Origin of the sequence: Hydrogenophaga sp. A37 (assembly GCF_002001205.1) — a bacterium.
Lineage (GTDB): Bacteria > Pseudomonadota > Gammaproteobacteria > Burkholderiales > Burkholderiaceae_C > Hydrogenophaga.
The window spans coordinates 54,003-79,894 of record NZ_MUNZ01000188.1 but is presented as its reverse complement, the minus strand read 5'-3'; the positions used below and the strand labels follow the sequence as shown (position 1 = coordinate 79,894).

Annotated in this window: 26 protein-coding genes; 13 read left to right on the top strand and 13 right to left on the bottom strand. The window is 65.4% G+C overall.

Annotation, left to right across the window (positions count from 1 at the left end; translation table 11 throughout):
- Positions 1-6 precede the first annotated feature (6 nt).
- From B0E41_RS25080 to pip, 6 genes are read right to left on the bottom strand one after another with little or no spacing between them, the layout of a single operon-like run.
- Positions 7-1,224, bottom strand: coding sequence for an O-succinylhomoserine sulfhydrylase (locus tag B0E41_RS25080; RefSeq protein WP_077335660.1), 1,218 nt, complete (start codon positions 1,222-1,224; stop codon positions 7-9).
- Between the two features lie 14 nt (positions 1,225-1,238).
- Entirely contained in the window at positions 1,239-2,741 is a 1,503-nt protein-coding gene (purF, locus tag B0E41_RS25075) for an amidophosphoribosyltransferase (protein WP_077335658.1), read from the bottom strand.
- A 33-nt stretch (positions 2,742-2,774) separates the two neighbouring features.
- On the bottom strand, positions 2,775-3,260 hold the full coding sequence (locus B0E41_RS25070; RefSeq protein WP_077335656.1) for a CvpA family protein: 486 nt from the start codon (positions 3,258-3,260) through the stop codon (positions 2,775-2,777).
- Between the two features lie 31 nt (positions 3,261-3,291).
- Entirely contained in the window at positions 3,292-4,044 is a 753-nt protein-coding gene (locus B0E41_RS25065; RefSeq protein ID WP_077335654.1) for an SPOR domain-containing protein, read from the bottom strand.
- Positions 4,045-4,080: 36 nt separating this feature from the next.
- Entirely contained in the window at positions 4,081-5,427 is a 1,347-nt protein-coding gene (gene folC, locus B0E41_RS25060) for a bifunctional tetrahydrofolate synthase/dihydrofolate synthase (RefSeq protein WP_077335652.1), read from the bottom strand.
- A gap of 39 nt (positions 5,428-5,466) precedes the next feature.
- A complete protein-coding gene (gene pip / locus B0E41_RS25055; RefSeq protein WP_077335650.1) occupies positions 5,467-6,414 on the bottom strand; it encodes a prolyl aminopeptidase in 948 nt (315 codons plus the stop codon).
- 56 nt (positions 6,415-6,470) lie between these two features.
- Here pip and B0E41_RS25050 point away from each other — a divergent pair, with 56 nt between their 5' ends.
- The 4 genes from B0E41_RS25050 to argG all read left to right on the top strand — a co-directional run bounded on the left by B0E41_RS25050 (position 6,471) and on the right by argG (position 10,738).
- Positions 6,471-6,818 (top strand): ArsC family reductase, encoded by a 348-nt coding sequence (locus B0E41_RS25050; protein ID WP_077335648.1) that lies wholly within the window; start codon positions 6,471-6,473, stop codon positions 6,816-6,818.
- A 300-nt stretch (positions 6,819-7,118) separates the two neighbouring features.
- On the top strand, positions 7,119-8,993 hold the full coding sequence (locus B0E41_RS25045) for a hypothetical protein (RefSeq protein ID WP_077335646.1): 1,875 nt from the start codon (positions 7,119-7,121) through the stop codon (positions 8,991-8,993).
- A 67-nt stretch (positions 8,994-9,060) separates the two neighbouring features.
- Positions 9,061-9,378, top strand: a complete 318-nt coding sequence (locus B0E41_RS25040) for a pyrimidine/purine nucleoside phosphorylase (RefSeq protein WP_077335644.1) — start codon at positions 9,061-9,063, stop codon at positions 9,376-9,378.
- Positions 9,379-9,397: 19 nt separating this feature from the next.
- Positions 9,398-10,738 carry an argininosuccinate synthase gene (gene argG / locus B0E41_RS25035; protein ID WP_077335642.1) on the top strand — a complete coding sequence of 447 codons (1,341 nt, stop codon included), beginning with the start codon at positions 9,398-9,400 and terminating at the stop codon, positions 10,736-10,738.
- A gap of 77 nt (positions 10,739-10,815) precedes the next feature.
- Here argG and murB read toward each other — a convergent pair whose 3' ends face one another.
- Entirely contained in the window at positions 10,816-11,880 is a 1,065-nt protein-coding gene (gene murB / locus B0E41_RS25030; protein ID WP_077335640.1) for a UDP-N-acetylmuramate dehydrogenase, read from the bottom strand.
- Positions 11,881-11,919: 39 nt separating this feature from the next.
- Here murB and B0E41_RS25025 point away from each other — a divergent pair, with 39 nt between their 5' ends.
- Genes B0E41_RS25025 through B0E41_RS25015 form a run of 3 tightly spaced genes read left to right on the top strand, consistent with a single transcriptional unit; the run spans position 11,920 to position 13,726 of the window.
- The gene (locus tag B0E41_RS25025; RefSeq protein WP_077335638.1) at positions 11,920-12,411 is read left to right on the top strand and encodes a YajQ family cyclic di-GMP-binding protein; all 492 of its coding nucleotides are present in this window, start codon (positions 11,920-11,922) and stop codon (positions 12,409-12,411) included.
- A 23-nt stretch (positions 12,412-12,434) separates the two neighbouring features.
- A complete protein-coding gene (locus B0E41_RS25020; RefSeq protein ID WP_143434017.1) occupies positions 12,435-13,034 on the top strand; it encodes a DUF4124 domain-containing protein in 600 nt (199 codons plus the stop codon).
- Positions 13,035-13,057: 23 nt separating this feature from the next.
- Positions 13,058-13,726 carry a TIGR02281 family clan AA aspartic protease gene (locus B0E41_RS25015; RefSeq protein WP_253195157.1) on the top strand — a complete coding sequence of 223 codons (669 nt, stop codon included), beginning with the start codon at positions 13,058-13,060 and terminating at the stop codon, positions 13,724-13,726.
- A 4-nt stretch (positions 13,727-13,730) separates the two neighbouring features.
- On the opposite strand, the gene B0E41_RS25010 is transcribed toward B0E41_RS25015, so the two are convergent.
- The 4 genes from B0E41_RS25010 to B0E41_RS24995 form a co-directional block, all read right to left on the bottom strand.
- Positions 13,731-14,087, bottom strand: coding sequence for a RidA family protein (locus tag B0E41_RS25010; protein ID WP_077335634.1), 357 nt, complete (start codon positions 14,085-14,087; stop codon positions 13,731-13,733).
- On the bottom strand, positions 14,084-14,713 hold the full coding sequence (gene plsY, locus B0E41_RS25005) for a glycerol-3-phosphate 1-O-acyltransferase PlsY (RefSeq protein ID WP_077335632.1): 630 nt from the start codon (positions 14,711-14,713) through the stop codon (positions 14,084-14,086). The genes B0E41_RS25010 and plsY overlap by 4 nt, the downstream gene beginning before the upstream one ends.
- Positions 14,714-14,766: 53 nt before the next feature.
- Positions 14,767-15,258 (bottom strand): aminoacyl-tRNA deacylase, encoded by a 492-nt coding sequence (locus tag B0E41_RS25000; protein WP_077335879.1) that lies wholly within the window; start codon positions 15,256-15,258, stop codon positions 14,767-14,769.
- A gap of 119 nt (positions 15,259-15,377) precedes the next feature.
- Positions 15,378-16,421 carry an aldo/keto reductase gene (locus tag B0E41_RS24995; RefSeq protein ID WP_077335630.1) on the bottom strand — a complete coding sequence of 348 codons (1,044 nt, stop codon included), beginning with the start codon at positions 16,419-16,421 and terminating at the stop codon, positions 15,378-15,380.
- A gap of 118 nt (positions 16,422-16,539) precedes the next feature.
- Between B0E41_RS24995 and B0E41_RS24990 the strand changes: the two genes are divergently transcribed.
- Positions 16,540-16,959 carry an OmpA family protein gene (locus tag B0E41_RS24990; RefSeq protein WP_077335628.1) on the top strand — a complete coding sequence of 140 codons (420 nt, stop codon included), beginning with the start codon at positions 16,540-16,542 and terminating at the stop codon, positions 16,957-16,959.
- A 112-nt stretch (positions 16,960-17,071) separates the two neighbouring features.
- Here B0E41_RS24990 and B0E41_RS24985 read toward each other — a convergent pair whose 3' ends face one another.
- Positions 17,072-18,865, bottom strand: a complete 1,794-nt coding sequence (locus B0E41_RS24985; RefSeq protein WP_077335626.1) for an AMP-binding protein — start codon at positions 18,863-18,865, stop codon at positions 17,072-17,074.
- 34 nt (positions 18,866-18,899) lie between these two features.
- On the opposite strand from B0E41_RS24985, the gene B0E41_RS24980 reads away from it, so the two are divergent.
- A complete protein-coding gene (locus B0E41_RS24980; RefSeq protein ID WP_077335624.1) occupies positions 18,900-19,814 on the top strand; it encodes an alpha/beta hydrolase in 915 nt (304 codons plus the stop codon).
- Here B0E41_RS24980 and B0E41_RS24975 read toward each other — a convergent pair whose 3' ends face one another.
- A complete protein-coding gene (locus B0E41_RS24975) occupies positions 19,815-20,720 on the bottom strand; it encodes an alpha/beta fold hydrolase (protein WP_077335622.1) in 906 nt (301 codons plus the stop codon). It abuts the gene before it with no gap.
- Positions 20,721-20,816: 96 nt separating this feature from the next.
- Here B0E41_RS24975 and B0E41_RS24970 point away from each other — a divergent pair, with 96 nt between their 5' ends.
- From B0E41_RS24970 to pepN, 4 genes are all read left to right on the top strand, one after another.
- Entirely contained in the window at positions 20,817-21,290 is a 474-nt protein-coding gene (locus B0E41_RS24970) for a hypothetical protein (protein WP_077335620.1), read from the top strand.
- Positions 21,291-21,428: 138 nt separating this feature from the next.
- Positions 21,429-22,533, top strand: a protein-coding gene (gene prfB, locus B0E41_RS24965; protein ID WP_143434016.1) for a peptide chain release factor 2 whose coding sequence is annotated in 2 segments (ribosomal slippage) — positions 21,429-21,509 and positions 21,511-22,533 — 1,104 coding nt in all. Because the reading frame shifts where the segments join, the coding sequence is not laid out codon by codon here.
- Positions 22,534-23,184, top strand: a complete 651-nt coding sequence (locus B0E41_RS24960; protein WP_077335618.1) for an HAD family phosphatase — start codon at positions 22,534-22,536, stop codon at positions 23,182-23,184. It abuts the gene before it with no gap.
- Positions 23,181-25,883: an aminopeptidase N gene (gene pepN / locus B0E41_RS24955; protein ID WP_077335616.1), complete on the top strand. Its 2,703-nt coding sequence runs from the start codon at positions 23,181-23,183 to the stop codon at positions 25,881-25,883. The genes B0E41_RS24960 and pepN overlap by 4 nt, the downstream gene beginning before the upstream one ends.
- Positions 25,884-25,892 lie beyond the last annotated feature (9 nt).

The window sequence follows — 25,892 nt, the reverse complement described above, 5'->3', positions numbered from 1 at the left end:
GAAAAATCAGAGGCTGGACAGACCGCGGTCGAGGTCCTTGCAGATGTCGTCCAGGTGCTCAAGTCCCACCGCCACGCGGATCAGGCCCTGGCCGATGCCGGCTGCCTGGCGCTGCGCTTCGGAGAGCTTGCCGTGCGAGGTGCTCGCCGAATGGGTGCACAGGGTCTTGGTGTCGCCCAGGTTCGTGCACAGTGACAGCACTTGGAGCTGGTCAAGCACATGAAAGGCGCGCTGGCGTGCCTGTTCCGCGTTGTCGGCGCGCACATCGAAGGACACCACCGCTCCACCGATGCCACCCATCTGGCGCATGGCCAGTTCGTGCTGGGGATGGCTGGGCAGCCCGGGGTAGTACACGCGGCCCACGGCGCGGTGCGATTCCAGCCACTGCGCCAGATTCAGTGTCTGCGCGCTTTGCGCCTTCATGCGCAGGTCCAGCGTTTCCAGGCCCTTGAGCACCACCCAGGCGTTGAAGGGCGAGAGCACCATGCCCGAGTTCTTCTGCACCGGCAGAAACTTCTCGCGAACCATGGCTTCGGTCGCACACAGGGCACCGGCCATCACGCGACCCTGCCCGTCGAGGTACTTGGTGCCGGAATGCATGACGATGTCGGCCCCCAGCTCGATGGGGCGCTGCAGCGCGGGTGTGGCAAAACAGTTGTCCACCGCCAACAGCGCGCCGGCGTTGTGCGCGATCTCGGCCAGCGCCCGGATGTCGCACACCTCACCCAGCGGGTTGGTCGGGGTTTCGGCAAACAGCAGCCGGGTGCTGGGCCGCATGGCCGCCTGCCACGCGGCCAGATCGGTCTGCGGCACCACGGAGGTCTCGACACCGAAGCGCCCGAACTCCGACCCGATCAGTTTGAGGGTCGATCCGAACATGGACTGCGAGATGACGACATGGTCGCCCGCCTTCAACAGGCTGAAGCACATCAGCATCACGGCCGCCATACCCGAGGCGGTGGCCATGCAGGCCTCAGCGCCTTCCATCGCCGCCAGGCGCTGTTCGAAGCTGGTGACCGTGGGGTTGCCGGAACGGCCATAGGTATAGCCGTCCTCGTCGCCGGCAAAGCGGCGCGCCGAGGCCTCGGCCGAGGGCTGCACGAAACCGGTGGTCAGGTACAGGGCCTCCGAGTTCTCGCCGTACTGGCTGCGCTCGACAGCCTGGCGCACCGCCAGCGTTTCGCGGTGCAGGCGGGCCCCGGGGGAGGCATTGTCATGGCTCATCGCGTACTCCTCGATCAGGCGGTCTGCGCATTGGGCAATGCCAGGCGCGAGCTGTCTTCCTCACCCTCTTCGGCCGTGCCGCGCCCTGCGTTCATGCGCGCAATGGTTTCCAGCGTGATGTCGCCAGTGACATATACGCCGTCGAAACATGAAGCGTCAAAACCGGCCAACGACGGATTGAGCGAGCCGATGGCCTGCTTCATCGCGTCCACATCCTGGTAGATCAGGGCGTCACAACCGATGCTCTCTCGCACCTGCTCGACCGTACGGTCGTGCGCCACCAGCTCATCTGGCGTTGGCATGTCGATGCCGTAGACGTTGGGGAAACGCACTGGCGGCGCAGCGCTGGCCAGGTACACCTTGCGGGCACCGGCGTCGCGCGCCATCTGCACGATCTCACGGCTGGTCGTGCCGCGCACGATGGAGTCGTCCACCAGCAGCACATTGCGCCCCTTGAACTCGCTGGCAATCACATTGAGCTTCTGGCGCACCGATTTCTTGCGCACGCCCTGCCCCGGCATGATGAAGGTGCGGCCGACGTAGCGGTTCTTCACAAAACCTTCGCGGTACGGCAAGCCCAGCAACTGGGCCAGCTCCATGGCGCTGGGGCGCGATGATTCGGGGATGGGAATCACCACATCGATCTCGTTCGGCGGCACGGTGGAAACCAGTCGTTTGGCCAGCGTCTTGCCCAGGTTCAGGCGCGCCTGGTACACCGAAATGCCATCGAGCACCGAGTCTGGCCGCGCCAGGTAGACGAACTCGAAAATGCAGGGGTTGTGGCTGGTTTTGTCTGCGCATTGCTGGAACTGCGTGTTGCCAGCCAGATCCACAAACAGGGCCTCGCCCGGCTGGATGTCGCGCTCCAGCTCGAAGCCGTTGCCTTCGAGCGTCACCGACTCGCTCGCCACCATCACGCTGTCGCCGTGGCGGCCCACACACAGTGGGCGGATGCCGTAGGGGTCGCGGAACGCAACCAGACCATGTCCGGAGATCAGCGCCACCACCGCATAAGAGCCGCGCACCCGCTGGTGCACGCCGCGCACTGCAGCAAACACATCGGCCGGCTTGAGCTTGATGCCACGCGAAACCTTCTCCAGCTCGTGTGCCAGCACATTGAGCAAGACCTCGGAATCGCTGTCGGTGTTGATGTGGCGGTGGTCGGTCTGGAACAGCTCCTGCTTCAGCGCTTGGGCGTTGGTCAGGTTGCCGTTGTGAACCAGCACAAGGCCAAACGGCGCGTTCACGTAAAACGGTTGCGCCTCTTCTTCGCTGAAGGCATTGCCGGCGGTCGGGTAACGCACCTGCCCGAGACCGCTGTTGCCCGGCAGCGCACGCATGTTGCGGGTGCGGAACACGTCTCGCACCATGCCCTTGGCCTTGTGCATGAAGAACTTGCGACCTTGTTCGGTCACGATGCCGGCTGCATCCTGGCCACGGTGCTGCAACAGCAGCAGCGCGTCATAGATCAACTGATTGACTGGCGTCTGGCTCACCACGCCCACGATTCCACACATGATTGGATCCTCAGCGAAACATTGACAAAAAATTCAAGACAGATAGCCCGCCACCGACGGCGGCAGCAGGGGTTTGAGCGTGTGCAGCCCGTCGGCCAGCACCTGCGCCACCATCGACGCCTTCCACTGTTCGTTGGAATGGAGGGGCGTCATGTCAACCACCACCGCCAGTGCCAGCAAAATCACCGCACCGCGCAAGAGACCAAACGCGCCACCCAGCACCCGGTCAATCGGCCGCAGGCCCACGGCAGACACCATGCGCTTCACCATCCAGGCCACCAGGCCCCCGGCAAAGGCCGTGGCGATGAAGGTCAGTGCAAACCCGGCCGCCAGTCGCAAGGCAGGCGAGGCCTCCCCCATGGGCAACATCCCGGCCACCACACCCGCATACGCCTGGGCCACCACAAACGCGACCACCCAGGCCGCGACCGACAGCACCTCGTAGACCAGCCCGCGCCACAGGCCCACCACCGCCGACAACAACAAGATCGCCAGCAGAACGCCGTCTACCGCGTTCATGCCCCGCCCATCCGGGCCAGGCCGTCAGACATCACAGCCACAGCAAGGCCGTCGGCAGGCCCAGCGCCTTGGCGCGGGCAGCAGCCTTGTCGGCCTCGGCGCGGGTGGCGAACGGCCCCATGCGCACACGGATGCGCTTGCCCTGCGAAGTCTCGGCCACGTGGGTGTAGGTCTTGAGTCCGGCGCGCTCCAGCTTGAGGCGCGCCTCGCGTGCGCGCTCGACTTCGGCAAAAGCACCGACCTGCACCACGATGCGTTCGGCACCCTCGGCAGGCTTGTCGTCGGCTTTATCGCTGGTCTTTTCGTCCGCTTTGGCCACGGACTTTTCAGCTGTCTTCTCTGCAGGCTTGGCAGGCACGGTTTCGGCGGCACCCTTATCGCTCGCCGTGGGCTGTGGCTTTGCAGCGTCCAGCTTGGCCACTTCTGCCTTGTCTGCCTTGGCAACGACGGCCGGCTTGGACTCCACCTCCTCTTCGCGCGCGCTCAGGCTTTCACCAGTGGACACGCCAGTCCCGGATGACTTGGCGCTGTCCGATGCGGCAGGGGCAGCAGGTTTTGCGGACGAAGCAGAAGGCGCGGGGTTGCGCGACGGAATTTCGATGGGAATGTCCACCGCGATCGGGCGCGGCTGGGTGTCGAACAACAAGGGGAAACCGAGCACGCCCACCAGCACCAGCACCGCAGCTCCGATCAGGCGATGGCGCGCCCTGCGGCGCACGGCCTCAATGCTTTGGGGCGGCGGAGGGGCCGGGTGGCCCTGGGTACCGGAGCGGGAAGTGAGCATTCGGGATCGGACCCTGGCAAAGGGCGGCGGGAGCGGTCAGGCCGCGAGGTGTTTGGCCGACAGACGGGGCACGCCGTCCTGCAAAACCCCACCCACGGTGAAGAAGGAACCAAAGACCACGATTCTATCAGCGGGGTCCGCCATCGACACTGCCGCGCGCAGCGCCGCCATGGGGTTGGCGTGGCGTCCAGCCACGCGGCTCTGGCCCTTGGGCGCAGTGGCCGCATGGGCGTCCAGTTGCTCGGCCAGCGCCTCGGCGGTACTGGCACGCGGCAGTGGCAAATCGGTGAGGTGCCAGCGGTCGATCAGGGGTGCGATGCGCTCCAGCATCGCGCCGAGGTCCTTGTCGGCCATGGCGCCAAACACCGCGTGGGTGGTGGGGTAATAACCCATCGCGTCCAGGTTTTCCGCCAGTGCGGCCACCGAGTGCGGGTTGTGCGCCACGTCCAGCACCAGGGTGGGCGTGCCAGGCACAATCTGGAAGCGTCCGGGCAGTTCGACCATGGCCAGCCCGTTGCGCACCGCCTGCGCGGTCACCGGCAGGCGCGGGCGCAGGGCTTCGATGGCCGCGAGCACCCCCGACGCATTGACCAGCTGGTTGGCGCCACGCAGCGCCGGGTAGGCCAGCCCGCTGTAGCGCCGCCCGCCGTGCGAAGGGTGCATGGCCCAGCCCCATTGCTGCTGGTCGCCGGCGAAGTGGAAGTCCTTGCCCAGGCGCCACAGGTTGGCGCCCACTTCCAGCGCGCGGTCCAGCACGCTTTGCGGCGGCACCGGGTCGCTCACCACCACCGGGCGGCCGGTGCGCATGATGCCGGCTTTCTCGTACCCAATGGCTTCGCGGTCCGGCCCCAGTAGGGCCATGTGGTCCAGCGCGATGCAGGTGATGACAGCGCAATCAGAATCGACGATGTTCACCGCGTCGAGCCGCCCGCCCAGCCCCACCTCCAAGATGGCCACATCGATCCCGCTGCCCGCGAGCGTGCGCAGGATGGCCAGGGTGGTGAACTCGAAATAGGTCAGCTGCACCTCGCCCAGGCCGTCGTCGCTCGCCTCCCCCAGGCGCGCGGCCTCCACCTCGGCGAAGCCAGGCACCAGGGCCTGGGCGTCCACCTCGCCCGCGACGCGGCAGCGCTCTTCGAAGTGCACCAGGTGCGGCGAGGTGTACACGCCGGTGCGGTAGCCCGCCTCGCCATAAATCGCTTCCAACATGGCGCAGGTGGAGCCTTTGCCATTGGTGCCCGCCACGGTGATCACAGGGCAGGCCAGGTTCAGCTGCATGCGCTGCGCGACGCGTTGCACGCGGTCTAGCCCGAGTTCGATGCCGCTGATGCCTTGGGGGTGCAGACGCTCGCAGTGGGCGAGCCATTCAGAAAGGGTGTTCATACACCCAGGATTGTCTCGCACCACCCCCAACCCTCAGACTCACCGGGCGAATCGGTCAGTCGCCTCGATCAGCTTTGAGAGGATGCCGGGCTCGTTGAAAGCGTGCCCGGCATCCGGCACCAGATGAAACTCGGCCTGCGGCCAGGCGCGGTGCAGCGCCCACGCGGTGTGGGCGGGTGTGCAGGCGTCGTAACGACCTTGAACAATCACGCTGGGAATGTCGGCCAGCTTGTGCGCGTCGCGGATCAGCTGGCCTTCGTCCATCCAGCCGTCGTGCACGAAGTAGTGGTTCTCGATGCGAGCAAAGGCCAGTGAAAACGCGTCGTTCGAATGTTTGGCGGTGTTGGCCGCGTCGGGCAGCAGGCGGATGGTCTGCCCTTCCCACAAGCTCCAGGCGCGGGCGCAGGCCAGTTGTTCGGCCGGGTCGTCACCGGTCAGGCGCTTGCGGTAGGCCGTGAGCAGATCGCCCCGCTCGGCCATGGGAATCGGCGCCACAAAACCCTCCCACAAATCAGGGAACAACCATGAGGCACCCTCCTGGTAGTACCAGCGCACTTCCTCGCGCCGCAGCGTGAAAATACCGCGCACGATCAGCGCCGACACGCGCTCGGTGTGCGTCTGCGCATAGGCCAGCGCCAGCGTACTGCCCCAGGAGCCGCCGAACACCAACCACTGCTCAACACCCCACATCGTGCGCAACCGCTCCATGTCGGCCACCAGGTGCCAGGTCGTGTTGTTCACCAGCGAAGCAGCGGGCTGAGACCGACCGCAACCACGCTGATCGAACAGCAACACGCAGTAGCGCTCAGGGTCGAACAGGCGGCGGTGATCGACCGAGCAGCCCGAGCCCGGCCCTCCGTGTAAAAACACCGCGGGCTTGCCCGCCGGATTGCCGCACAGCTCCCAGTAAATCTGGTGGCCATCGCCGGTGTCGAGCACGCCGGTTTTGAACGGTTCGATGGGTGGGTAGAAATCGCGCTCTGTCATGTTGAAACCTGGGGTTGAGGGCACGCTGCCAGAGGGCCGCGTGCCAGAATTCGGGGATGATCACACTCTACGGCATCCCCAACTGCGACACCGTCAAGAAAGCCCGCACCTGGCTCACGGAACACGGTGTCGCGCACACCTTTCACGACTTCAAGAAACAAGGGGTTCCTGAGAGGGAACTCGAGCGCTGGCTCGCCGCAGCCGGCTGGGAAACACTCGTCAACCGCAAAGGCACGACCTGGCGCGGACTCGACGAAGCCACGCGCAACGCGGTGACGGACAACGCCAGCGCACGCGCCATGCTGCTGGCCCACGCCAGCGTGATCAAACGCCCGGTGGTGGTGTGGGCGGACGGTGCCATCACCGTGGGATTCGACGCCAACGCGTGGCAAAACCGGCAGTAAAAAGACCTATAGCGGACACGCCTGAACCAGGGCGCAGCGGCGAAGGGTACAACCGGTACGAAGTACTGAGCAGGCGGCCCGGCGGGGATCGCAAGACCGGAGGGCACGACCCTACAATTCTTCTTTTTTGCAATTCAGAGGATCACCATGTCGGGGAAATACATGCGATGGCTGGCTTTGACGGCTGTGTTGGGGTTGGCGGCCTGCGGGGGCGCCGATGAAACGGCCCAATCCGCTCAATCAAAGTCAGCTTCCAGCGCCAAAGCAACGGAAACCCCATCGGAAGCCGCTGCTGAACCGGTGAGCTTCAATAGCGCGAACGCCGTGACCCAGCCGGCAGCGGCTGCTGCCCAGGCCGAAGCGGGTCCTGTCACCTCGGTCACCGTGGACACCACCTCGGTTCGCAAGGCCGGCGCCAGCATTAATCTGGGCGCCCCCTCTGCGGCCGACCTGGAGAAACGCAACAAGAACAACCGCAAGTCGTCGAGTGCCTTCGGGGGGGCGAAGGCCTACCAGATTGGCTTTGCACGCCCGGTCGCTGCGACCAGCAACCGCAAGAGTCTCCAAGAACTGCTGACCTGGAGCGCCACCGCAACCGGCACCCAGCGCGCCGAGCTGCGTTTGAGCTCAACCGGGGCCAAAGCCCTCCGCCTGGGCCTGCTGATTCAAAACCTGCCCGACGATCTCACACTGCGCGTCTACGCCGACGGCAGCAGCAAAGCGCAGCAGACCACCGGCGCCCACATCAACTCGGCCATCCGCGCCAACGTGAAGGCTGACGGGGACTCTGCGGCGGCCCACACATACTGGATGCCGGGGACCATGGGCGAAGCCACTGTGCTGGAAGTGGAGTTGCCTGCGGGGCGTGATACGGCCAGCGTGGGCTTCAGCGTGCCGACCGTCATCCATGGTGTGGAAACAGCCATGGAAGCCAACCTGAGCCTGATTCAGGCCAAGACCGAGTGCGCCAACCTCAATCCCGATGCCACTTGCACCCTGCCCCCTGCCGTCAACTCAGTGTCGTCGATGGATTTCGTGGACGCAGGAATTCAATACACCTGCACGGGCACGCTGGTCGCCAACCGGGGCGTCACGCAACAAGGCTATATCCTGACCGCCAACCATTGCATCGGCACACAAACGGTTGCGAGCACGCTGCTCACCAGCTGGTTCTGGCGCTCGTCAGCCTGCAATAACAACACCCTCAACCCTAATGCCCACACCATTGGTGGCGGAGCAACTTTGCTGTTCAACCGCTCCGAAACATCGGGCAGCCTGAACAACCCCACGGGCACCGACACCTCGTTTCTCGATCTTCCCTACCAACCACCCGCCGGCGCCATGTACGCCGGCTGGCAGTTCCAGCGCCATGGAATCAACACGGGCACCGTCTACACCGCCTTGCACCACCCGGGGGGTGACCTCATGCGCCGCAGCGATGGCCGCTTGACCAACTACCTGAACTACCTCGGCAACGACCTGGGCGCGATCAACACCAACGCCAGCTACCCCATGTACGAAGTGCAGTGGAATACAGGCATCACCGAAGGCGGCAGCAGTGGCTCGGCCCTTTTCCATGAAGGCACCACCAGCAACCCCCAAATCATCGGGCAGCTGTGGGGGGGCACCTCGTCTTGCACCAATCCCACCGGCAAGGACTACTACGGCCGCTTCGACATCGCCTACGAAAACGGCCTGATCAACTGGCTCAACCCCGGCTACCGCATGGTGTTCAGGTTCTACAACACCTTCAACGGAACCCACTTCTTCAGCGCCAGCGTGACCGAACGTGACAGTGTGCGAGCCACCAACACCCGACTGACCTACGAAGCGCCGGTGTTCATGGTGGCCCCGGCACCGGGCAGCGGCCTCAGCGCGGTGCACCGCTTCATCAACCGCCAGACCGGCACCCACTTCTACACCATCAGCGAAAGCGAGAGGCTCTCTGTCATTGCCAACCTGTCGCAGATCTACACCTACGAAGGCATCGCCTGGTACGCGCGTCAAGCTAGCGCCCCAGCTGAAGGCACGGTCGAGGTTTACCGTTTCTTCCGCAATTCGGCAGGCACCCACCTCTACACCACCAGTGCGGCCGAGCGTGACAGCATCATCAACACACTGGGTCAGTACTACACCTACGAAGGTGTGGCCTATCTGGCCTGGCCGATGAACTGAGCCGCACTCTAAAATCTCGGTTTGTCCGGGCGCCGTTCGGCGCCCGTTTCTTTTTCCGGACCCTCACATGACCACCTCCCGCATCGACGGCGTCGCCGTCACCACCCAGGCCAGCGTTTATTTCGATGGCAAGTGCGTCAGCCACGGCATCACCTACCCCGACGGCACCAAGAAGTCGGTCGGCGTGGTACTGCCTGCCAACCTCACTTTCAACACCGGCGCGCCCGAAATCATGGAATGCGTGGCCGGCTGCTGCGAGTACAAGCTGGCCGGCACCGACGCCTGGCTCAAGTCCGGCCCGGGCGACAAATTCAGCATCCCCGGCAACAGCAGCTTCGACATCCGCGTGACCGAGCCCTACCACTACATCTGCCACTTCGGCTAAATCCACGGTTACCCACAACATGGCCACCATTCTTCAGAACCTGCCCACCCAGCAGAAAGTCGGCATTGCCTTTTCGGGCGGCCTGGACACCTCCGCCGCCCTGCTGTGGATGAAGCAAAAGGGTGCGATCCCCTACGCCTACACAGCCAACCTCGGCCAGCCCGACGAAAGCGATTACGACGAAATCCCGCGCAAGGCCATGGCCTACGGCGCCGAGAAGGCACGTCTGATCGACTGCCGCGTGCAGCTGGCGCACGAAGGCATTGCCGCCATCCAGTGCGGCGCCTTCCACATCAGCACCGGCGGTATCACCTACTTCAACACCACTCCGCTGGGCCGCGCCGTGACCGGCACCATGCTGGTGGCCGCGATGAAGGAAGACGACGTCCACATCTGGGGCGACGGCAGCACCTTCAAGGGCAACGACATCGAGCGCTTTTACCGCTACGGCCTGCTCACCAACCCCAGCCTGAAGATCTACAAACCCTGGCTGGACCAGTTGTTCATCGACGAACTGGGCGGCCGCGCCGAGATGAGCGCCTTCATGACGGCCAACGGCTTTGGCTACAAGATGAGCGCCGAAAAGGCCTACAGCACCGACAGCAACATGCTCGGCGCCACGCACGAAGCCAAAGACCTGGAGCACCTGAGCAGCGGCATCCGCATCGTCAACCCCATCATGGGCGTGGCGTTCTGGAAGCCCGAGGTCGAAGTGAAAGCCGAAGAGATCACCATCCGCTTCGAAGAAGGCCAGCCGGTCGCCTTGAACGGCCAGACCTTCGACTCGCCGGTGGACCTGTTCCTGAAAGCCAATGAAATTGGCGGGCGCCACGGCCTGGGCATGAGCGACCAGATCGAGAACCGCATCATCGAAGCCAAGAGCCGCGGCATCTACGAAGCCCCTGGCATGGCGCTGCTGCACATCGCCTACGAGCGCCTGGTGACCGGCATCCACAACGAAGACACGATCGAGCAGTACCGCATCAACGGCCTTCGCCTGGGCCGCCTGCTCTACCAGGGCCGCTGGTTCGACCCGCAGTCCATCATGCTGCGCGAAACCGCCCAGCGTTGGGTGGCCCGCGCCGTGACCGGCGAAGTGACGCTGGAACTGCGCCGCGGCAACGACTACTCCATCCTCAACACCGAGAGCCCGAACCTCACCTACGCGCCCGAGCGCCTGAGCATGGAAAAGGTGGAAGACGCGCCGTTCAGCCCGCTGGACCGCATCGGCCAGCTGACCATGCGCAATCTCGACATCGTGGACACCCGAGCCAAGCTCGGTATCTATGCCAAGAGCGGCCTGCTGTCGCTGGGCGAAGGTGCGCAGATGCTGCGGCTGGAAGGCGACAAGGGGGCGTAAGCGTCTCGCGGATCACCCACAAAAAAGCCGCTCCTTGGAGCGGCTTTTTTGTGGGTGAAGGAGGAGACCGCGTCGCCTCAAACCACCACCGGCTCAGGCTCCAGCCGGATACCGAAGCGCTCGTACACACTGGTCTGAATGGCCTTGGCCAGCGTCATGACCTCGCCACCAGTGCAGGGATGCGCAGGACCACCTCGGTTCACCAGCACCAGCGCCTGCTTTTCGTAAACAGCGGCATTGCCCACGCTCTTGCCTTTCCAGCCGCAGGCATCGATCAGCCAGCCTGCCGCCAGCTTGATGCTGCCGTCGGCCATCGGGTAGTGCACCACCTTCGGTTCGCGCGCGATGATGTCGGCGCACTGATCGGGTGTCACGGTCGGGTTCTTGAAGAAACTTCCGGCGTTGCCGATCACCGCCGGGTCCGGCAGCTTGGCGCGGCGGATGGCCACGATCCAGTCAAAGATCTGCTGCGCGTCGGGTGCGTGGTTGCCAGTCTCGGCCATCTTGCGCTCCAGGTCCAGGTAGCCCAGCACGGGCTTCCAGGGTTTGGGCAGCAGAAAGCGCACACGGGTGATGAGCGCCCGCCCCGCCAAGCCGAAGCTGCGTCGATCTGACGGTGTGTGCTTGAACACCGAGTCTCGGTAACCAAAGCCGCACTGCGCGGCGTCCAGCGTGAAGCTTTTGCCGGTGTGCAGGTCGATGGCGTCGAGCGAATGAAAGCGGTCCTGCAACTCCACGCCGTACGCCCCGATGTTCTGCACCGGCGAGGCGCCCACCGTGCCGGGGATCAGCGCCATGTTTTCCAGCCCCGGCCAGCCCTGCGCCAGCGTCCAGGCCACAAAATCGTGCCAGTTCTCGCCCGCACCGGCCTCCACCAGCCAGCCCTTGGGCGTTTCTTCCACCAGGCGTTTACCGGGAATGTCCACCTTCAACACCAGCGCCTTGATGTCGCCGGTGATCACCAGGTTGCTGCCGCCCCCGAGCACAAACACCGGCGCCGCAGACGACGGCGTGGCCCACTCCGGGCTGGCCATGAACCCGGCAAGATCGGCCTCGGAGCGCAGGCGCGAGAGACGTTGTGCACGCGCGGCGATACCAAAGGTGTTGAGCGCCTGTAGCGCCACGTTGTTCTCGACTAACATCTGTCGATTGTCTCATTCACGCTCTGTGGAGCCCGCACCATGCCCTCTTTTGACACCGTTCTTGAAGCCGACCTCGTGGAAGTGAAAAACGCGGTCGAACAGGTTGCACGCGAAATCGGCACGCGCTTCGATTTCAAAGGCACCAGCGCCGCCATCGAACTCAAGGACAAGGAAAAAGAGATCACCTTGTTCGGTGATGCCGATTTCCAGATCACCCAGGTCAACGACGTGTTGCTCGGCAAGCTGGTCAAGCGCGGCGTGGACGTGCGCTTTCTCGACGCCGGCAAGGTTGAGAAGATCGGCGGCGACAAGGTCAAGCAGGTGGTCAAGGTCAAAAACGGTGTCAGCACCGAAGACGGCAAAAAAATCCAGCAGGTGCTCAAGGGCAGCAAGCTCAAGGTGCAAGGCGCCATTCAGGGCGACGCGGTGCGCGTGACCGGCGCCAAACGCGACGACCTGCAGGCCGCCATGGCCCTCATCAAGAGCGAGCTCAAAGACCTGCCGTTGAGCTTCAACAACTTCCGCGACTGAGCTTCGATCACTGCAAGGTTTCCATGCGTCTGAGTCGAGTGGTGTGTCGTTCGCTGGCGGTGTTGGCATGCACCGGTGCCATGGCGGGCGCCGCCTTCGCAGGCGTCTTCAAATGCAAAGGCCCTGACGGGACCGTGATCTTCCAGGACAGTGCGTGTGGACCCAACACGCAGTCCCTGCAACCGGCCAAAGCCGACGTGGGCCCAGCGGTGAACCTGTCGCTGCCGCTGGCCCAACGCCTCAAAAACCCGCTGGACAAACGCCGCCTGGATGCCGCCATCAAGATCAGCGGCATGCAGATGGGTCTGCGCAAAAGCCTCGAACATTGCCAACGAAACGCACCCGATCAGGCCGCAGCGCTGCAAACCCTGCTGAACAACTGGCGCAGTGAACGCGCCTCGGCCATCAGCGCCAGCGAACGCCTCATCGAAAAATACCTCACGATGTCAGAACGCATGGACGCGTTCACGAAGGCCAATGAAGCGCTGTCCAGCATCGACCTGCGCGCCTCCAGCGACCCGGCCGTGAACGCCAACAATTGCAAGAACGCCGTCACCAAGATCCGAACCCTGCTCGACACGCGTTACGCCGACGTTTACGCACAGGTCGAGAGCGGTCGCTGAACACACACCACCTGCGGGAGATCATGTTGGCACAACCATCCTTGTTCACCCGGTGGCTTTTCGTGATGGGCCTGGTCATGGGCCTGGGAGCGCACGCCCAAACGGGTCCGCAGATCGCCCTGTCGGGCGTGGCAGGTGGCAAGGCCCTGGTGATCATTGACGGCGCGGCGCCGAAGTTTCTCAGCGTGGGCCAGTCATTGCAGGGCGTGAAGTTGTTGGCGGTCGAGGGCGATGCCGCCACCGTCGATGTGGACGGCAAACGCCAGACCTTGCAAGTCGGTGGTGCGCCGGTGAGCGTGGGCAAGGGGCGCGCTGGCGGTGGTGGGCAGCGCACCGTGCTGACCGCCGATCCCAGCGGCCACTTCGTGCCGCAAGGGCAGATCAACGGCCAGGCGGTGCAGTTTCTGCTCGACACGGGTGCCACCACAGTCGCCCTCGGCGCGGCCGACGCCAAACGCATCAACCTGAAGTACGAACACGGCCAGAAGGTCCGCATGAACACCGCCAACGGCACGTCCACGGGCTACCTGATCCGCCTGGATTCAGTGCGGGTGGGCGACGTGGTGGCCTACGACGTGGAAGCCGTGGTGTCACCCCAGCCCATGCCCTTCGTGCTGCTGGGCAACAGCTTCCTCAACCGTTTCCAGATGCAGAAGACGAACGACCAGCTGACGCTTGAGAAGCGGTTCTGATCACTCAGCCCTGGGCTGCGGTCACCACGATCTCGATCTTCCAGGCCGGGTCGGCCAGCGCGGCCTGCACGGTGGCCCTGGGCGGTGCGGTGCCAGGCACCACCCACGCGTCCCACACAGCATTCATCGCACCGATCTCACGGATGTCCGTCAGGTAGATCTGAGTGCGCAGGATGCGCGACTTGTCGCTGCCCGCTTCCCTGAGCCGCTGCTCAACCTGGGCCAGCACGTCGGCCGTCTGACCCGCGATGTCGGTGTCGCCGCGCTCGGGCACCATGCCCGCGAGGTACACCACGCCATTGAACACCGCGGCCTCGCTATAGCGAGCGGCCATCCCGATGCGTTGAATCTCATGGCTCATGATTTTTTCGCTCCCAACTTGCTCTCTTTGCCCGCCACAAGGCGATTGATGTTCTCGGCATGGCGCCACACCAGCAGCAGGCCCATGACCGCCAGGCTCAGCACCAGCACACCGGGCGCCCGCCAGGCCACGTGGTTGCCGAACAGATAGAAAACCGGCGCAAACACCGCCGTGACGATGGACGCCAGCGACGAATACCGGAACGCGTAGGCGACGATCACCCAGGTCAACAGCACGGCCAACCCCAGCCAGGGCTCGAAGCCGATGATCACGCCCGCCGCCGTGGCCACGCCCTTGCCGCCCTGAAAGCGGAAGAAGACCGGCCAGAGGTGGCCCAGAAACGCAACCAGCCCGACCAGCGCCACCGTGCCATCGCCCAGCCCCCAGGCATCGCCCCACCACTTCACCGCCACCACCGGCAGCCAGCCTTTGAGGGCGTCGAGCAGCAGCGTGAGGATGGCCGCCTTCTTGCTGCCCGAGCGCAGCACGTTGGTGGCACCGGGGTTCTTGCTGCCGTAGGTGCGCGGGTCGTTCAGGCCCATCAGCCGGCTGACCAGCACCGCGAACGAGAGCGAGCCAATGAGGTAGGCCAGGACGGTGGCGAGGATGGGGGTGATGAATTCCAAGGCGATGCCCTCGTTGTGGTTCTCTGCGCGAGCTCACCCGGAGCGCGCGCCGCCTATTCTGCCAGCGCGCACTGCACCGGCTTCGCGCCCAGTGGGCCAGCCAGCACCGCCGGATCGATGCCAACGAGAAAACCGCGTCGCCCACCGTTGATCCAGATTTTCGGCAGCCCCAGCACCGCCGACTCCACATACACCGGCATCTCGCGCTTCAGCCCGAACGGCGAGGTGCCGCCCACCAGGTAGCCGCTGTGGCGGTTGGCCACCTCGGGCTTGCAGGGCTCGACCGACTTGGCGCCGATCTGCCGCGCCAGGTTCTTGGTGGACACCGTGCGGTTGCCGTGCATGAGGATGGCCAGCGGCTTGGCCGCCTCGTCTTGCATGATCAAGGTCTTGACCACGGCGAACGGGTCAAGACCCAGCACGGCCGCGCTGTGCTGGGCACCGCCGTGCTCCAGGTACTCGTAGGGATGCTCGGTGAAAGCCACGCCGTGCGCCTTGAGCCAGGCCGTGGCGGGCGTTTCGGAGATGTGCGCTTTTTTCGCCATGAACAGATGCAACGAGAACGGTGTCTGACCCAGGAGGATGCGGTGGAACCGGCTCCGCCGGGCCACGCGCATGGCTCCCTTCGAGGGGGTCGCGCGCAGCGAGGCGGGGGTGAGCCCGATCACTGCGCGGGGTCGCGCAGCTCCCAACGAATGGCGTCGATGGCCTTGAGCAACTCGGGCGAGAGCTCGGTGCCCCAGGCGTCCAGGCACTCATCCAGCTGCGTCAGCGAGGTCACGCCGATGATGGTGCTGGCCACCTTGGGGTTGCGGTAGCAGAAGGCCAGCGCGAGTTGGGCGGGCGTCAGGCCGTGGTCGCGCGCCAAGGTGTTGTAGCGTTTGGCGGCGGCCAGTGCCTCGGGCCGACCCCAGCGCTGGGCCTTCATGCTGTCGTAGATCGCCATGCGGCCGTGGTCACCCACCAGGCCGGTGCTGTCGTACTTGCCGCTCAAGAGGCCAAAGCCCAGCGGTGAATAGGCCAACAGCGACACGCCCAGGCGGTGACAGGTTTCGTCCAGGCCGTTTTCGTAAGTGCGGTTGATCAGGCAATAAGGGTTCTGCACCGTCGCCACGCGCGACAGACCGTGCTGCTCGGCCAGGCGCACGAACTCGTGCACGCCGTAGGGCGACTCGTTGGACAGACCCACCGCGCGCACCTTGCCGGCCTGCACCAGCCCGGACAGCGCTTCGAGCTGCTCCAGCACCGAGGGCATGGGCTTGTCTTTGCTGGGGTCGAAATAGACCGCACCAAAGGCCGGCACGTTGCGTGCGGGCCAGTGGATCTGGTAGAGGTCGATGACCTCGGTTTGCAGGCGCCGGAGGCTGCCTTCGCAGGCTTCGATGATGCCGGCCTTGCTGACCTCGCCCCGTACCCAGGGCATGCCGCGCGCAGGGCCGGCGACCTTGGTGGCGACTACCAGCTTCTCGCGCACACCGGGGTGTTTCGCGAACCAGTTGCCGACGATGGTTTCGGTGGCTCCGCAGGTTTCGGCCTTGGCGGGCACCGCGTACATCTCGGCGGTGTCAATGAAGTTGACGCCGCGTTCGAGCGAGCGGTCAAGGATGGCGTGGGCGTTGGCCTCATTGACCTGTTCGCCGAAGGTCATGGTGCCGAGACAGATGGGGGTGACGTGCAGGCCGCTGGCGCCGAGTGCAACAGTGTTCATGGAGGGGTGAGCAAATGCGTATGAAAAGACCATCGGGAGAGGAACTGATCTATAAGTTTAGGGCCACGTGCGCAACGGCCCTGTCGCCGCTGGCGCCACCCCCACCAGGAGTTCAGGTATGCCCCACTTGTCGCCCGCCCTCCGCGCCATTCCGCCCGTGTTGCTCCTGGCACTCGCCGCTTGCGCTTCAAGCCCCCGTGGCAGCGGCGCACCGGCCGCGCCACGCGCCTCCGCCCCTCCTTCGTCCATGGATGTGCCCGGCACATCTGCTTTCGACAAAGGCCGTTCGGCGGTCACGCCGGGTCTGGCGCGCCAACTCAACGACCTCGGCAAACGGCTCGAAAGCCGGCCCACGTTTCGTGTGCACATTGTGGGCAACGGTGATGAGGGCCGCAGCGACGCGGCCAACCGCCTGCTCGCGCAAGACCGCGCCATGAGCGTGCGCGACTACCTGCTCGCGCGTGGCGCCGACATCACCCGCCTCACCACCGAGGGCAAGGCTGGCAGCCGCGTGCTGGAACTGCGGGTGGAGAAGTAACACCCCCGCAGCGCTGCGCGCTACCCCCTCCAGGGGGCGATGCGAGTGGCCCGGCAAAGCCGGTTCCACCGCATCCTGGGTTGAGGGATTTCGCTCCGGGGGCCGCCGCGCATCAGTCGCGTGAGCGCGCCCTCGCCTCTTCCTGCAGCCGCAGCACGCGCCGCTGCACCTTGCCGGTGGTGGTCATGGGCAGCGAATCGACGAACTCGATGTCCTTGGGGTATTCGTAGGGTGCGAGCTTGCCTTTGACGTGCGCCTGCAGCTCTTTCACGAGCCGCGCCTCGAAACCCGCGTCACCCACACGCCGCCCTGGCGCTGCCGCCAGGTACTCCAGAGCGAGCACCACATAGGCCTTGACCACGGCGCCGCGTTCGGCGTCGGGCTTGGGCACCACGGCGGCGTTGGCGACCGCCGGGTGCTTGACCAGGCAGTTCTCGATCTCGCTCGGCCCGATGCGGTAGCCCGCGGCCTTGAACACGTCGTCGCTGCGGCCCTGGTACCAGAGGTAGCCGTCGGCGTCGCGGATGGCCATGTCGCCGGTGCGGCACCAGCTGTTGGCCATGTCGCCGGTGAACTTGGCGCGGGTGGATGCCTCGTTTTTCCAGTAGCCCAGGAAGAAGATCGGATCGGGCTCGCCGTGCACGTCGAGCCGGTGCACCGCGACGTCACCGTGCACTCCGACCGGGCATTCGTTGCCGTCGTCGTCGATCACCGCGACTCGGTGGCCGGGATAGCCTTTGCCCATGCTCCCGGGCTTCGCGGGCCAGCCTGTTCGCCCCGGCGCTGCGGCGCCCCATTCCATGGCGCAGTTGCCCACGATGTAGTTGATCTCGGTCTGGCCGAACATCTCGTTGACGGTCACGCCCAGTTGCTCGCGGCAGTAGGCGAACACCGCGTCGCCCACGGCCTCACCCGCGCTCATGATGGCTTGCAACTGGAGCGTGAACTGCCGGCGCGGCGCGGGGAAGGCTTTCATCATGGCCTTGAGCGCGGTCGGGAACAGGAAGGTGTGGGTCACGCCGTGGCGCTGCATCAGCTCAAACGCGGTCTGCGGGCTGAAGCGGCCGTTGAAGCCGACGATGGTGCGGCCGAAATACAGCGTGGGCAGCAGCGCGTCCATCAGGCCGCCGGTCCAGGCCCAATCGGCCGGCGACCAGAACACCGCCGTCGACTTCGCGGTGCTGTCAAAGGGGTCGAAACCAAACCAGTTCTGGCTGCAGACGAAACCGCTGAGGTTGCCGATCAGGGCGCGGTGGGGGATCAGCGCGCCCTTGGGGTTGCCGGTGGTGCCGCTGGTGTAGATCAAGACCGCCGCTTCGTCGGCCAGGGTGTGCACCGCCTCGAACACCGCCGGCTCCTGGGCCAACACGGGCGCCCAGTGCAGCGCGCTCGCCTCCGGCGCATGCACCGCGATCACGCTGCGCAGCTGCGGGCACATCGCGCTGACCGACTGAACGGCCGCCAGCGTGCTTGCGTCGCAGATCGCCACCACGGCCTCGCTGTCGTGCAGGCGAAACGCCAGCGCCTCGGGGCCGAAGAGTTGCGACAGCGGCATGCCGACCGCGCCCATCTGCAACACCGCCATGTAGGCCACGGCGGTCTCGAAGCGCTGCGGCATCACGATGGCCACGCGGTCGCCGCGCTCCACACCGAGCGCTGCCAGCGCGTTGGACAGGCGATTGGCCTGCAGTTGCAGTTCGGCGTAGCTGTGGTGCTGGTCGGGGCCGTCGGCGGCGCAGGCGATCACCGCCGTGCGCGTCGCAACTTCGGGATCGGCCGCCCAGCGGCGCGAGCAGACCTCGGCCATGTTGAAGTGCTGCGGCACCTGCCAGCCAAAACGGCGGTGCAACTGGTCGTGGTGGTCCACGGCGGACGGTGGGGTGTCACGGCCTTGACGCTGGGGCATGCGCGGTCTCCTGCTCGTCTTTATGATGAATCGAATGTACCAAGCACTTCAAGCCTCGCGCAGCACGTTTGTGCCCATCCGCCACATCCCGTACCACGTTCGACAGTGGGGTGAACCGCAAGCTGGCCAGGCACCACTGGTGCTGGTGCACGGCTGGATGGACGTGGCCGCGTCGTGGCAGTTCATGGTGGACGCGCTGACGGAAGACCGCTGGATCATCGCGCCCGACTGGCGCGGCTACGGGCTGACGAAAGTGTCCGAGCAGGTTTCCGACAACTTCTGGTTCGCCGACTACCTGGCCGACCTCGACGCCCTGCTCGATCACTTCTCGCCCGACGAGCCAGTGAACCTGGTGGGCCACAGCATGGGCGGCAACGTGGCCATGACGTACGCGGGTGTGCGGCCCGAGCGCATCCGACGCCTGGTCAACCTCGAAGGCTTCGGCATGCCCGAGACGCGGCCCGCGCAAGCGCCCGGTCGCTACGCGCAGTGGCTGGACGAACTCAAGGCCCTGCGCCGGGGCGAAATGGACCTCAAGACCTACGACTCGGCCGAGGGCGTGGCGCGCCGCCTGATGAAGACCAACCCGCGCCTGGGGGTCGACAAGGCCGACTGGCTGGCGCGCCAGTGGGCCGCGCCCAACGCCGAAGGGCGCTGGGCCATCCTCGGCGACGCGGCGCACAAGGTGGTCAACGCCCACCTCTACCAGTTGCCCGAGACGCTGGCGATCTACGAGCGCATCGCGGCGCCGGTGCTCAGCGTCACCGCGAGCGACGACAGCCTGTCACAGTGGTGGAAGGGCCGCTTCACGCTGGCGCAGTACCACGAGCGCCTGAAGGCCGTGCCGAACCTGCACAACGCCGTGATCGAAGACGCGGCCCACATGCTGCACCACGACCAGCCGGAGCGGCTGGCCCGATTGATCGAGGGCTTTCTCGCCGACGCCTGATCAGTGGGCGCAAGCGTTCGCGATGTCTTGCCAGGTCCGGTCGTAGGAACCGGTCGTGTCAGTGTGCAGGTTGCTGTGACCCAGCGGCCAGTCGCGCCAGAACTTCGGCGTCGGCGCCATGTCGTACAGGCGCCGCCCTTGGGCCATCGGCACCGTGGTGTCCTGCGATCCGTGCAGAAACCAGACGGGCCCGGCAACGCCAGCAATGTCCTCACTGGCCGCCATGCGTTGCGAGCCCAAGCCCACCAGCGCCCGCCCCACCCAGCCCACACTGGCCTGCGCCAGATCGGAGAAGCTGGTGAACGAGCTTTCCAGCACCAGGGCGCAGTAGCCACCGCCTGAGGCCTTCAGCCGTGCCGCCAACCGGGTGGCGACGGCGGTGCCCATGGAATGCCCGTAGATCACCCAACGCACCGACGGGTCCTGCGGCCCTTGCGCTTGCAGAAACTGCCAGACCGCCCAGGCATCGTCGTGGATGCCCTGCTCATCGGGCAAGCGCGGGCTGGAGCCGCCCCAGCCCCGGTAGTCAGGCACCCACACGGCCATGCCCGCGCGCCGCATGGGCAGGGTCTTGGGCAGGTTCTGGTACGCATGGCGAAAGGTGCCGTGCAGGTACAACACCCGGATGTCCCGTGCCGGGGTACCGAGGGCGGGCACGTGCAACACCTCCACCCACTCCCCGGCCGCGCCAGACGGGACGCGCAACACGCTGACGTCGGGATTCGTCGCCCGAAGGGCCTGCTTCTCGGCGTCGTTCTGCAGCGCGCTGGGACGGTAGATCTTTTCGCGCTGCCAGGTGTCCACCGCAGCACAACCCGAGAACAAAACAACCAGCCCCATCACCCACAGGGTCAGGAGAATGCGTCGGCCCAGGGCGGGGGACACGGGGGCGCTGGAAACGGTCATGGGGTCAGTCGAAGCATCAATGGCACAATTTTGCAGTACCCATCACCCTTTCCTTGGCGCGGCATGCGAGCCTTTGTTGCTTTTCTCCTGGTCTCCATGCTCGCAGCCAGTGCGGTCGCTCAAGACCATTCGCCGTGCCCTGGCTGGAACCCGCCTGACGCCAAGGACCGGCACCTCGAGCTGTTCATCTCACCCTTCACACGCCACTGGACACGCTCCGACGAGCACAAGCCCGTGTATGCGCTGGGTTTCACGCAGCGGCTGCCCGACGACCGGTTCTGCGGTTTCAGCCTGTTCCGCAACTCGTTCGGGCAACCTTCGGGCTATGTCTATCTGGGCAAGACCTGGGAGGCGCTGGTGCCCAGCCTGCCCAAGCTGTATGGCTCGGTCAGCGCGGGCGTGCTGTTTGGCTACGTGGACCGTTACGAGGGCAAAGTCCCCGCCAACAACCACGGTTTTTCACCCGGATTGATCCCCGCCCTGGGCTACCGTTTGACCCCCGCGGTGAGCGTGGAGCTGCAGCTGCTGGGCTCCGCCGGCATCATGTTCGGCACCGCTTTTCGCTTCTGAACACGCGACCGCCCGTTGGGATCACCAACCGCTTGCGGTCTCTCAGCGTTCGCGTGAGAAAATCGCGGTTTCCACGCCCATTGACACCCCGGTGTCCAAGGGCGCGCCCTCCCCCACACAACGAATCAAGGTCCCATCATGGAAGCAGAACGCGTCAACACCATCCGTAGCCAGCTCGCAGACCTGACCACCCGCGTGGTCGAGTTACGGAGGTATCTTTGACTACGATGCCAAAGCATCCAAACTGAAAGAAGTCGAGTCCGCGCTGGAAGACCCGACGGTCTGGAACGACCCCAAACGCGCCCAGGACCTGGGACGTGAGAAAAAATCGCTCGAAGACGTGGTGCTGGTGCTCGACCGCCTCACCGGTGAGCTCTCGGACAACAGCGAGCTGTTCGAGATGTCGAGCGAAGACGGCGACGACGCCGGCCTGATCACCATCGAAGGCGAAGCCGCCAAGGTCGCGGTCGAGGTGGAGAAGCTCGAATTCCGCCGCATGTTCAACAACCCGGCCGATCCGCTGAACTGCTTCCTGGACATCCAGGCCGGCGCCGGCGGCACCGAGGCCTGCGACTGGGCCAGCATGCTGCTGCGCCAGTACCTCAAGTACTGCGAGCGCAAGGGCTTCACGACCACGATCGAAGACGAGACCGCGGGCGACACCGCCGGCATCAAGGGCGCCACCATCAAGATCGAGGGCGACTACGCCTTCGGCCTGCTGCGCACCGAAACCGGTGTGCACCGCCTGGTGCGCAAGAGCCCCTTCGACTCGTCGGGCGGGCGCCACACCTCGTTCGCCTCGGTGTTCGTCTACCCCGAGGTCGACGACTCGATCGAGATCAACATCAACCCGGCCGACGTGCGCACCGACACCTTCCGCGCATCCGGCGCGGGCGGTCAGCACATCAACAAGACCGACTCGGCCGTGCGTCTGACGCACATCCCCACCGGCATCGTGGTGCAGTGCCAGGACGGCCGCAGCCAGCACAGCAACCGCGACGTGGCCTGGAAACGCCTGCGCTCGCGTCTGTACGACCACGAGCTGCGCAAACAACAGGAAGAGCAGCAGAAGCTCGAAGACACCAAGACCGATGTGGGCTGGGGTCACCAGATCCGCAGCTACGTGCTGGACAACAGCCGCATCAAGGACCTGCGCACCAACGTTGAAATCTCCGCCACGCAGAAGGTGCTCGACGGCGATCTCGATGCCTTCATCGAAGCCTCGCTCAAGCAAGGCGTGTAAATGGTCCAGGCCCTGATCTTCGACATGGACGGCACCATGATCGATTCCATGCCCTCGCACCAGCGCAGTTGGGTGGAGTTCGCGCGCCGGCGCGGCCTGGAGATCGACGTGGCCGAGCTGATGCGCCGCACCACCGGGCGCACCGGCGTGGAGTGCATGCGGGCGCTGTTCGGCGACATTTCCGACGAACTGGCCCAGACCCATGTCAATGAAAAGGAAACCGTGTACCGCGAGCTGTTTGCCCCGATCTTCAGCGAGGTCGCGGGCTTCAAGGCTTTCCTGGGGGCTGCGCAACAGCGTGGGCTCGCGGTCGGCGTGGGCACGGCGGGCGACCGCCACAACCAGGCGTTCGCCTATCAGCATCTCGCACTGAGCCAGCCGCTACCCACGGTGGGTGGCGACGAGGGCCTGCCCGGCAAGCCCGAGCCCGCCATTTTTTTGGAGATCGCGCGCCGCCTCGGTGTGGCGCCCGAGCGCTGCATCGTGTTTGAAGACGCGCCCTTGGGCATCGAGGCCGCGCGCCGCGCCGGTATGCGCGCCGTGGCCATCTGCAGCTCCCACCCGGCCGAGGAACTGGGCGGGCCGCACGTGCTGGCGCATGTTCCCGACTACCACGCCCTGATCACATCCCGTTTCCTGGAGACACTATGAACCCATCGCGTGAGGCCGGCGGCCCAACCACTGTGGTCCGCCGAGAAGACTACGCCCCTCCGGCTTTCTGGATCGACACCGTCGATCTGAGCTTCGACCTCGATCCGCTCAAGACGCGGGTGCTCAACAAGATGCGCCTGCGCCGCAATCCCGACGTGCCCGAGCAGGCGCTGCGCCTGGACGGCGAAGACCTGAACCTGGCGCGCGTGATGCTCAACGGCGGCGGCTGCTCGTTCAAGATGGACGGCCAGGCCCTGGTGCTGGCCAACCTGCCCGAAGGCCCCGAGCCCTTCGATCTGGAAATCTTCACCACCTGCGCGCCCGAAAAGAACACCCAGCTCATGGGTCTGTACGTGAGCCAGGACACCTTCTTCACGCAGTGCGAGGCCGAGGGCTTCCGCCGCATCACCTACTTCCTCGACCGCTCCGACGTGATGGCGAGCTACACGGTGACGCTGCGCGCCGACAAGGCCAAATACCCGGTGCTGCTGTCCAACGGCAACCTGGTGGAAGAAGGACGGCTGCCCGATGGCCGCCACTTCGCGAAGTGGGTCGATCCGCACAAGAAGCCTTGTTACCTCTTCGCGCTCGTGGCCGGCAAGCTGGTGGCGCGCGAGCAGCGCATCACCTCGCGCAGTGGCAACCAGCACCTGCTGCAAGTCTATGTGCGCCCCGGCGACATGGACAAGACCGAACACGCGATGAACTCGCTGGTCAACAGCGTGATCTGGGACGAAGCGCGCTTCGGCCTGCCACTCGATCTGGAGCGTTTCATGATCGTCGCCACCAGCGACTTCAACATGGGCGCCATGGAAAACAAGGGCCTGAACATCTTCAACACGAAGTACGTGCTGGCCAACAGCGCGACCGCCACCGACACCGACTTCTCCAACATCGAGTCGGTCGTGGGCCACGAGTACTTCCACAACTGGACCGGCAACCGCGTCACCTGCCGCGACTGGTTCCAGCTCTCGCTCAAGGAAGGCCTGACCGTCTTCCGCGACCAGGAGTTCAGCATGGACCTGTGCGCTGAGCCCTCGGCGCGCGCGGTCAAACGCATTGAAGACGTGCGCGTGCTGCGCACCATGCAGTTCCCCGAAGACGCCGGCCCGATGGCGCACCCGGTGCGCCCCGACCAGTACGTCGAGATCAACAATTTCTACACCGTCACGGTCTACGAAAAAGGCGCAGAGGTCGTGCGCATGATGCAGACCCTGGTGGGACGCGCCGGCTTCGCTGCGGGCATGAAGCTCTATTTCGAGCGCCACGATGGGCAGGCCGTGACCTGCGACGATTTCGCCCAGGCCATCGCCGACGCCAACCCCCACAGCGACCTCGCCCGCCTGCTGCCGCAGTTCAAGCGCTGGTACAGCCAGGCCGGCACACCTGTGGTGCGGGCGCGGGGCGTGTACGACGCCGCGTCCCTCAGCTACACGCTCACGCTCACCCAGAGCTGTGCGCCCACGCCGGGGCAGTCGATGAAAGAGCCGTTCGTGATTCCGGTCGCCATCGGTCTGCTGGATGCCAGCGGCACCGAGCTGCCGCTGCAGCTGGCGCACTGGAACCAGGCTGAAAGCGGTACGCGCACCTTCGTGCTGACGCAGGCCAGCGAGAGCTTCACCTTCGTCAACCTCGACGCCGAACCGGTGCCCTCCATGCTGCGCGGCTTTTCGGCCCCGGTGGTGCTGGACGCCGAGTACACCGACCCCCAGCTGCTGAGCCTGCTGGCGCACGACACCGATGCCTTCAACCGCTGGGAAGCCGGCCAGCGGCTGGCCTTGCGCCTGGCGCTGGCGGCCATCCGCGCCGACGGTCCGCTGCCACGCGAGCCGCTCGATGCCGCCTACCTGAACGCCATGCGCGAGGTGCTGCGCCACCCCACACTGGACGCGGCGTTCAAGGAACTGGTGCTCACACTGCCCAGCGAAACCTACATCGCCGAGCAGCTCGACGTGGTCGACCCGCAGCGCATCCACGCTGTGCGCGAAACCATGCGCGAACAGTTGGCCGAAGCCCTGCAGGCCGACTGGGCCTGGGCCTACGAGCAGCACAAGGACAACGGCGCCTACCGCCCCGACCCGGTGAGCACCGGCCGCCGCGCGCTCGCTGGTCTGGCATTGACCATGCTCTGCCTGGCCGCGCGTGAGAGTGGCGACACGGTCTGGCCCGGCAAGGCCTACCAGCGCTTCAAGGACGCCGGCAACATGACCGACCGCTTCAACGCGCTGTCGGCCCTGGTGGTGAGCGGCCAGCCACTGGCGCAGGACGCGCTGGTGCGCTTTCACGCGATGTTCAAGAACGAGGCCCTGGTCATTGACAAGTGGTTCGCGCTGCAGGCCGGCGCGCCCGACCGCGGTGGCAACGTGCTGCCGGCCGTGCGCCAGCTCATGACCCACCCGGACTTCAACCTCAAGAACCCCAACCGGGCGCGCAGCGTGGTGTTCAGCTACTGCAGCGCCAACCCCGGCGCCTTCCACCGCGGCGACGCGGCGGGCTACGTGTTCTGGAGCGATCGCGTGCTGGAACTCGACGCCATCAATCCGCAGGTCGCCGCCCGCCTGGCGCGCGCGCTCGACCGCTGGAAAAAGCTCGCCGAGCCCTACCGCGGTGCGGCGCGCGAGGCGATTGCACGCGTGGCCGCGAAGGCCGATCTGAGCAACGATGTGCGTGAGGTTGTGACTCGCGCTCTTGCCGAATAAGGAAGACCC

What these genes read in the sequence shown, in the direction of transcription:
- B0E41_RS24970 (WP_077335620.1), top strand. Translation starts at nt 20,817, where the DNA reads ATGCTCGCAGCCAGTGCGGTCGCTCAAGACCATTCGCCGTGCCCTGGC.
- B0E41_RS25065 (WP_077335654.1), bottom strand. Translation starts at nt 4,044, where the DNA reads ATGCTCACTTCCCGCTCCGGTACCCAGGGCCACCCGGCCCCTCCGCCG.
- B0E41_RS25040 (WP_077335644.1), top strand. Translation starts at nt 9,061, where the DNA reads ATGACCACCTCCCGCATCGACGGCGTCGCCGTCACCACCCAGGCCAGC.
- pepN (WP_077335616.1), top strand. Translation starts at nt 23,181, where the DNA reads ATGAACCCATCGCGTGAGGCCGGCGGCCCAACCACTGTGGTCCGCCGA.
- B0E41_RS24990 (WP_077335628.1), top strand. Translation starts at nt 16,540, where the DNA reads ATGCCCCACTTGTCGCCCGCCCTCCGCGCCATTCCGCCCGTGTTGCTC.
- B0E41_RS25025 (WP_077335638.1), top strand. Translation starts at nt 11,920, where the DNA reads ATGCCCTCTTTTGACACCGTTCTTGAAGCCGACCTCGTGGAAGTGAAA.
- B0E41_RS24985 (WP_077335626.1), bottom strand. Translation starts at nt 18,865, where the DNA reads ATGCCCCAGCGTCAAGGCCGTGACACCCCACCGTCCGCCGTGGACCAC.
- purF (WP_077335658.1), bottom strand. Translation starts at nt 2,741, where the DNA reads ATGTGTGGAATCGTGGGCGTGGTGAGCCAGACGCCAGTCAATCAGTTG.
- B0E41_RS25080 (WP_077335660.1), bottom strand. Translation starts at nt 1,224, where the DNA reads ATGAGCCATGACAATGCCTCCCCCGGGGCCCGCCTGCACCGCGAAACG.
- B0E41_RS24995 (WP_077335630.1), bottom strand. Translation starts at nt 16,421, where the DNA reads ATGAACACTGTTGCACTCGGCGCCAGCGGCCTGCACGTCACCCCCATC.
- B0E41_RS24960 (WP_077335618.1), top strand. Translation starts at nt 22,534, where the DNA reads ATGGTCCAGGCCCTGATCTTCGACATGGACGGCACCATGATCGATTCC.
- B0E41_RS24980 (WP_077335624.1), top strand. Translation starts at nt 18,900, where the DNA reads ATGTACCAAGCACTTCAAGCCTCGCGCAGCACGTTTGTGCCCATCCGC.
- pip (WP_077335650.1), bottom strand. Translation starts at nt 6,414, where the DNA reads ATGACAGAGCGCGATTTCTACCCACCCATCGAACCGTTCAAAACCGGC.
- murB (WP_077335640.1), bottom strand. Translation starts at nt 11,880, where the DNA reads ATGTTAGTCGAGAACAACGTGGCGCTACAGGCGCTCAACACCTTTGGT.
- B0E41_RS25070 (WP_077335656.1), bottom strand. Translation starts at nt 3,260, where the DNA reads ATGAACGCGGTAGACGGCGTTCTGCTGGCGATCTTGTTGTTGTCGGCG.
- B0E41_RS25000 (WP_077335879.1), bottom strand. Translation starts at nt 15,258, where the DNA reads ATGGCGAAAAAAGCGCACATCTCCGAAACGCCCGCCACGGCCTGGCTC.
- B0E41_RS25020 (WP_143434017.1), top strand. Translation starts at nt 12,435, where the DNA reads ATGCGTCTGAGTCGAGTGGTGTGTCGTTCGCTGGCGGTGTTGGCATGC.
- B0E41_RS24975 (WP_077335622.1), bottom strand. Translation starts at nt 20,720, where the DNA reads ATGACCGTTTCCAGCGCCCCCGTGTCCCCCGCCCTGGGCCGACGCATT.
- argG (WP_077335642.1), top strand. Translation starts at nt 9,398, where the DNA reads ATGGCCACCATTCTTCAGAACCTGCCCACCCAGCAGAAAGTCGGCATT.
- B0E41_RS25015 (WP_253195157.1), top strand. Translation starts at nt 13,058, where the DNA reads ATGTTGGCACAACCATCCTTGTTCACCCGGTGGCTTTTCGTGATGGGC.
- folC (WP_077335652.1), bottom strand. Translation starts at nt 5,427, where the DNA reads ATGAACACCCTTTCTGAATGGCTCGCCCACTGCGAGCGTCTGCACCCC.
- B0E41_RS25050 (WP_077335648.1), top strand. Translation starts at nt 6,471, where the DNA reads ATGATCACACTCTACGGCATCCCCAACTGCGACACCGTCAAGAAAGCC.
- B0E41_RS25010 (WP_077335634.1), bottom strand. Translation starts at nt 14,087, where the DNA reads ATGAGCCATGAGATTCAACGCATCGGGATGGCCGCTCGCTATAGCGAG.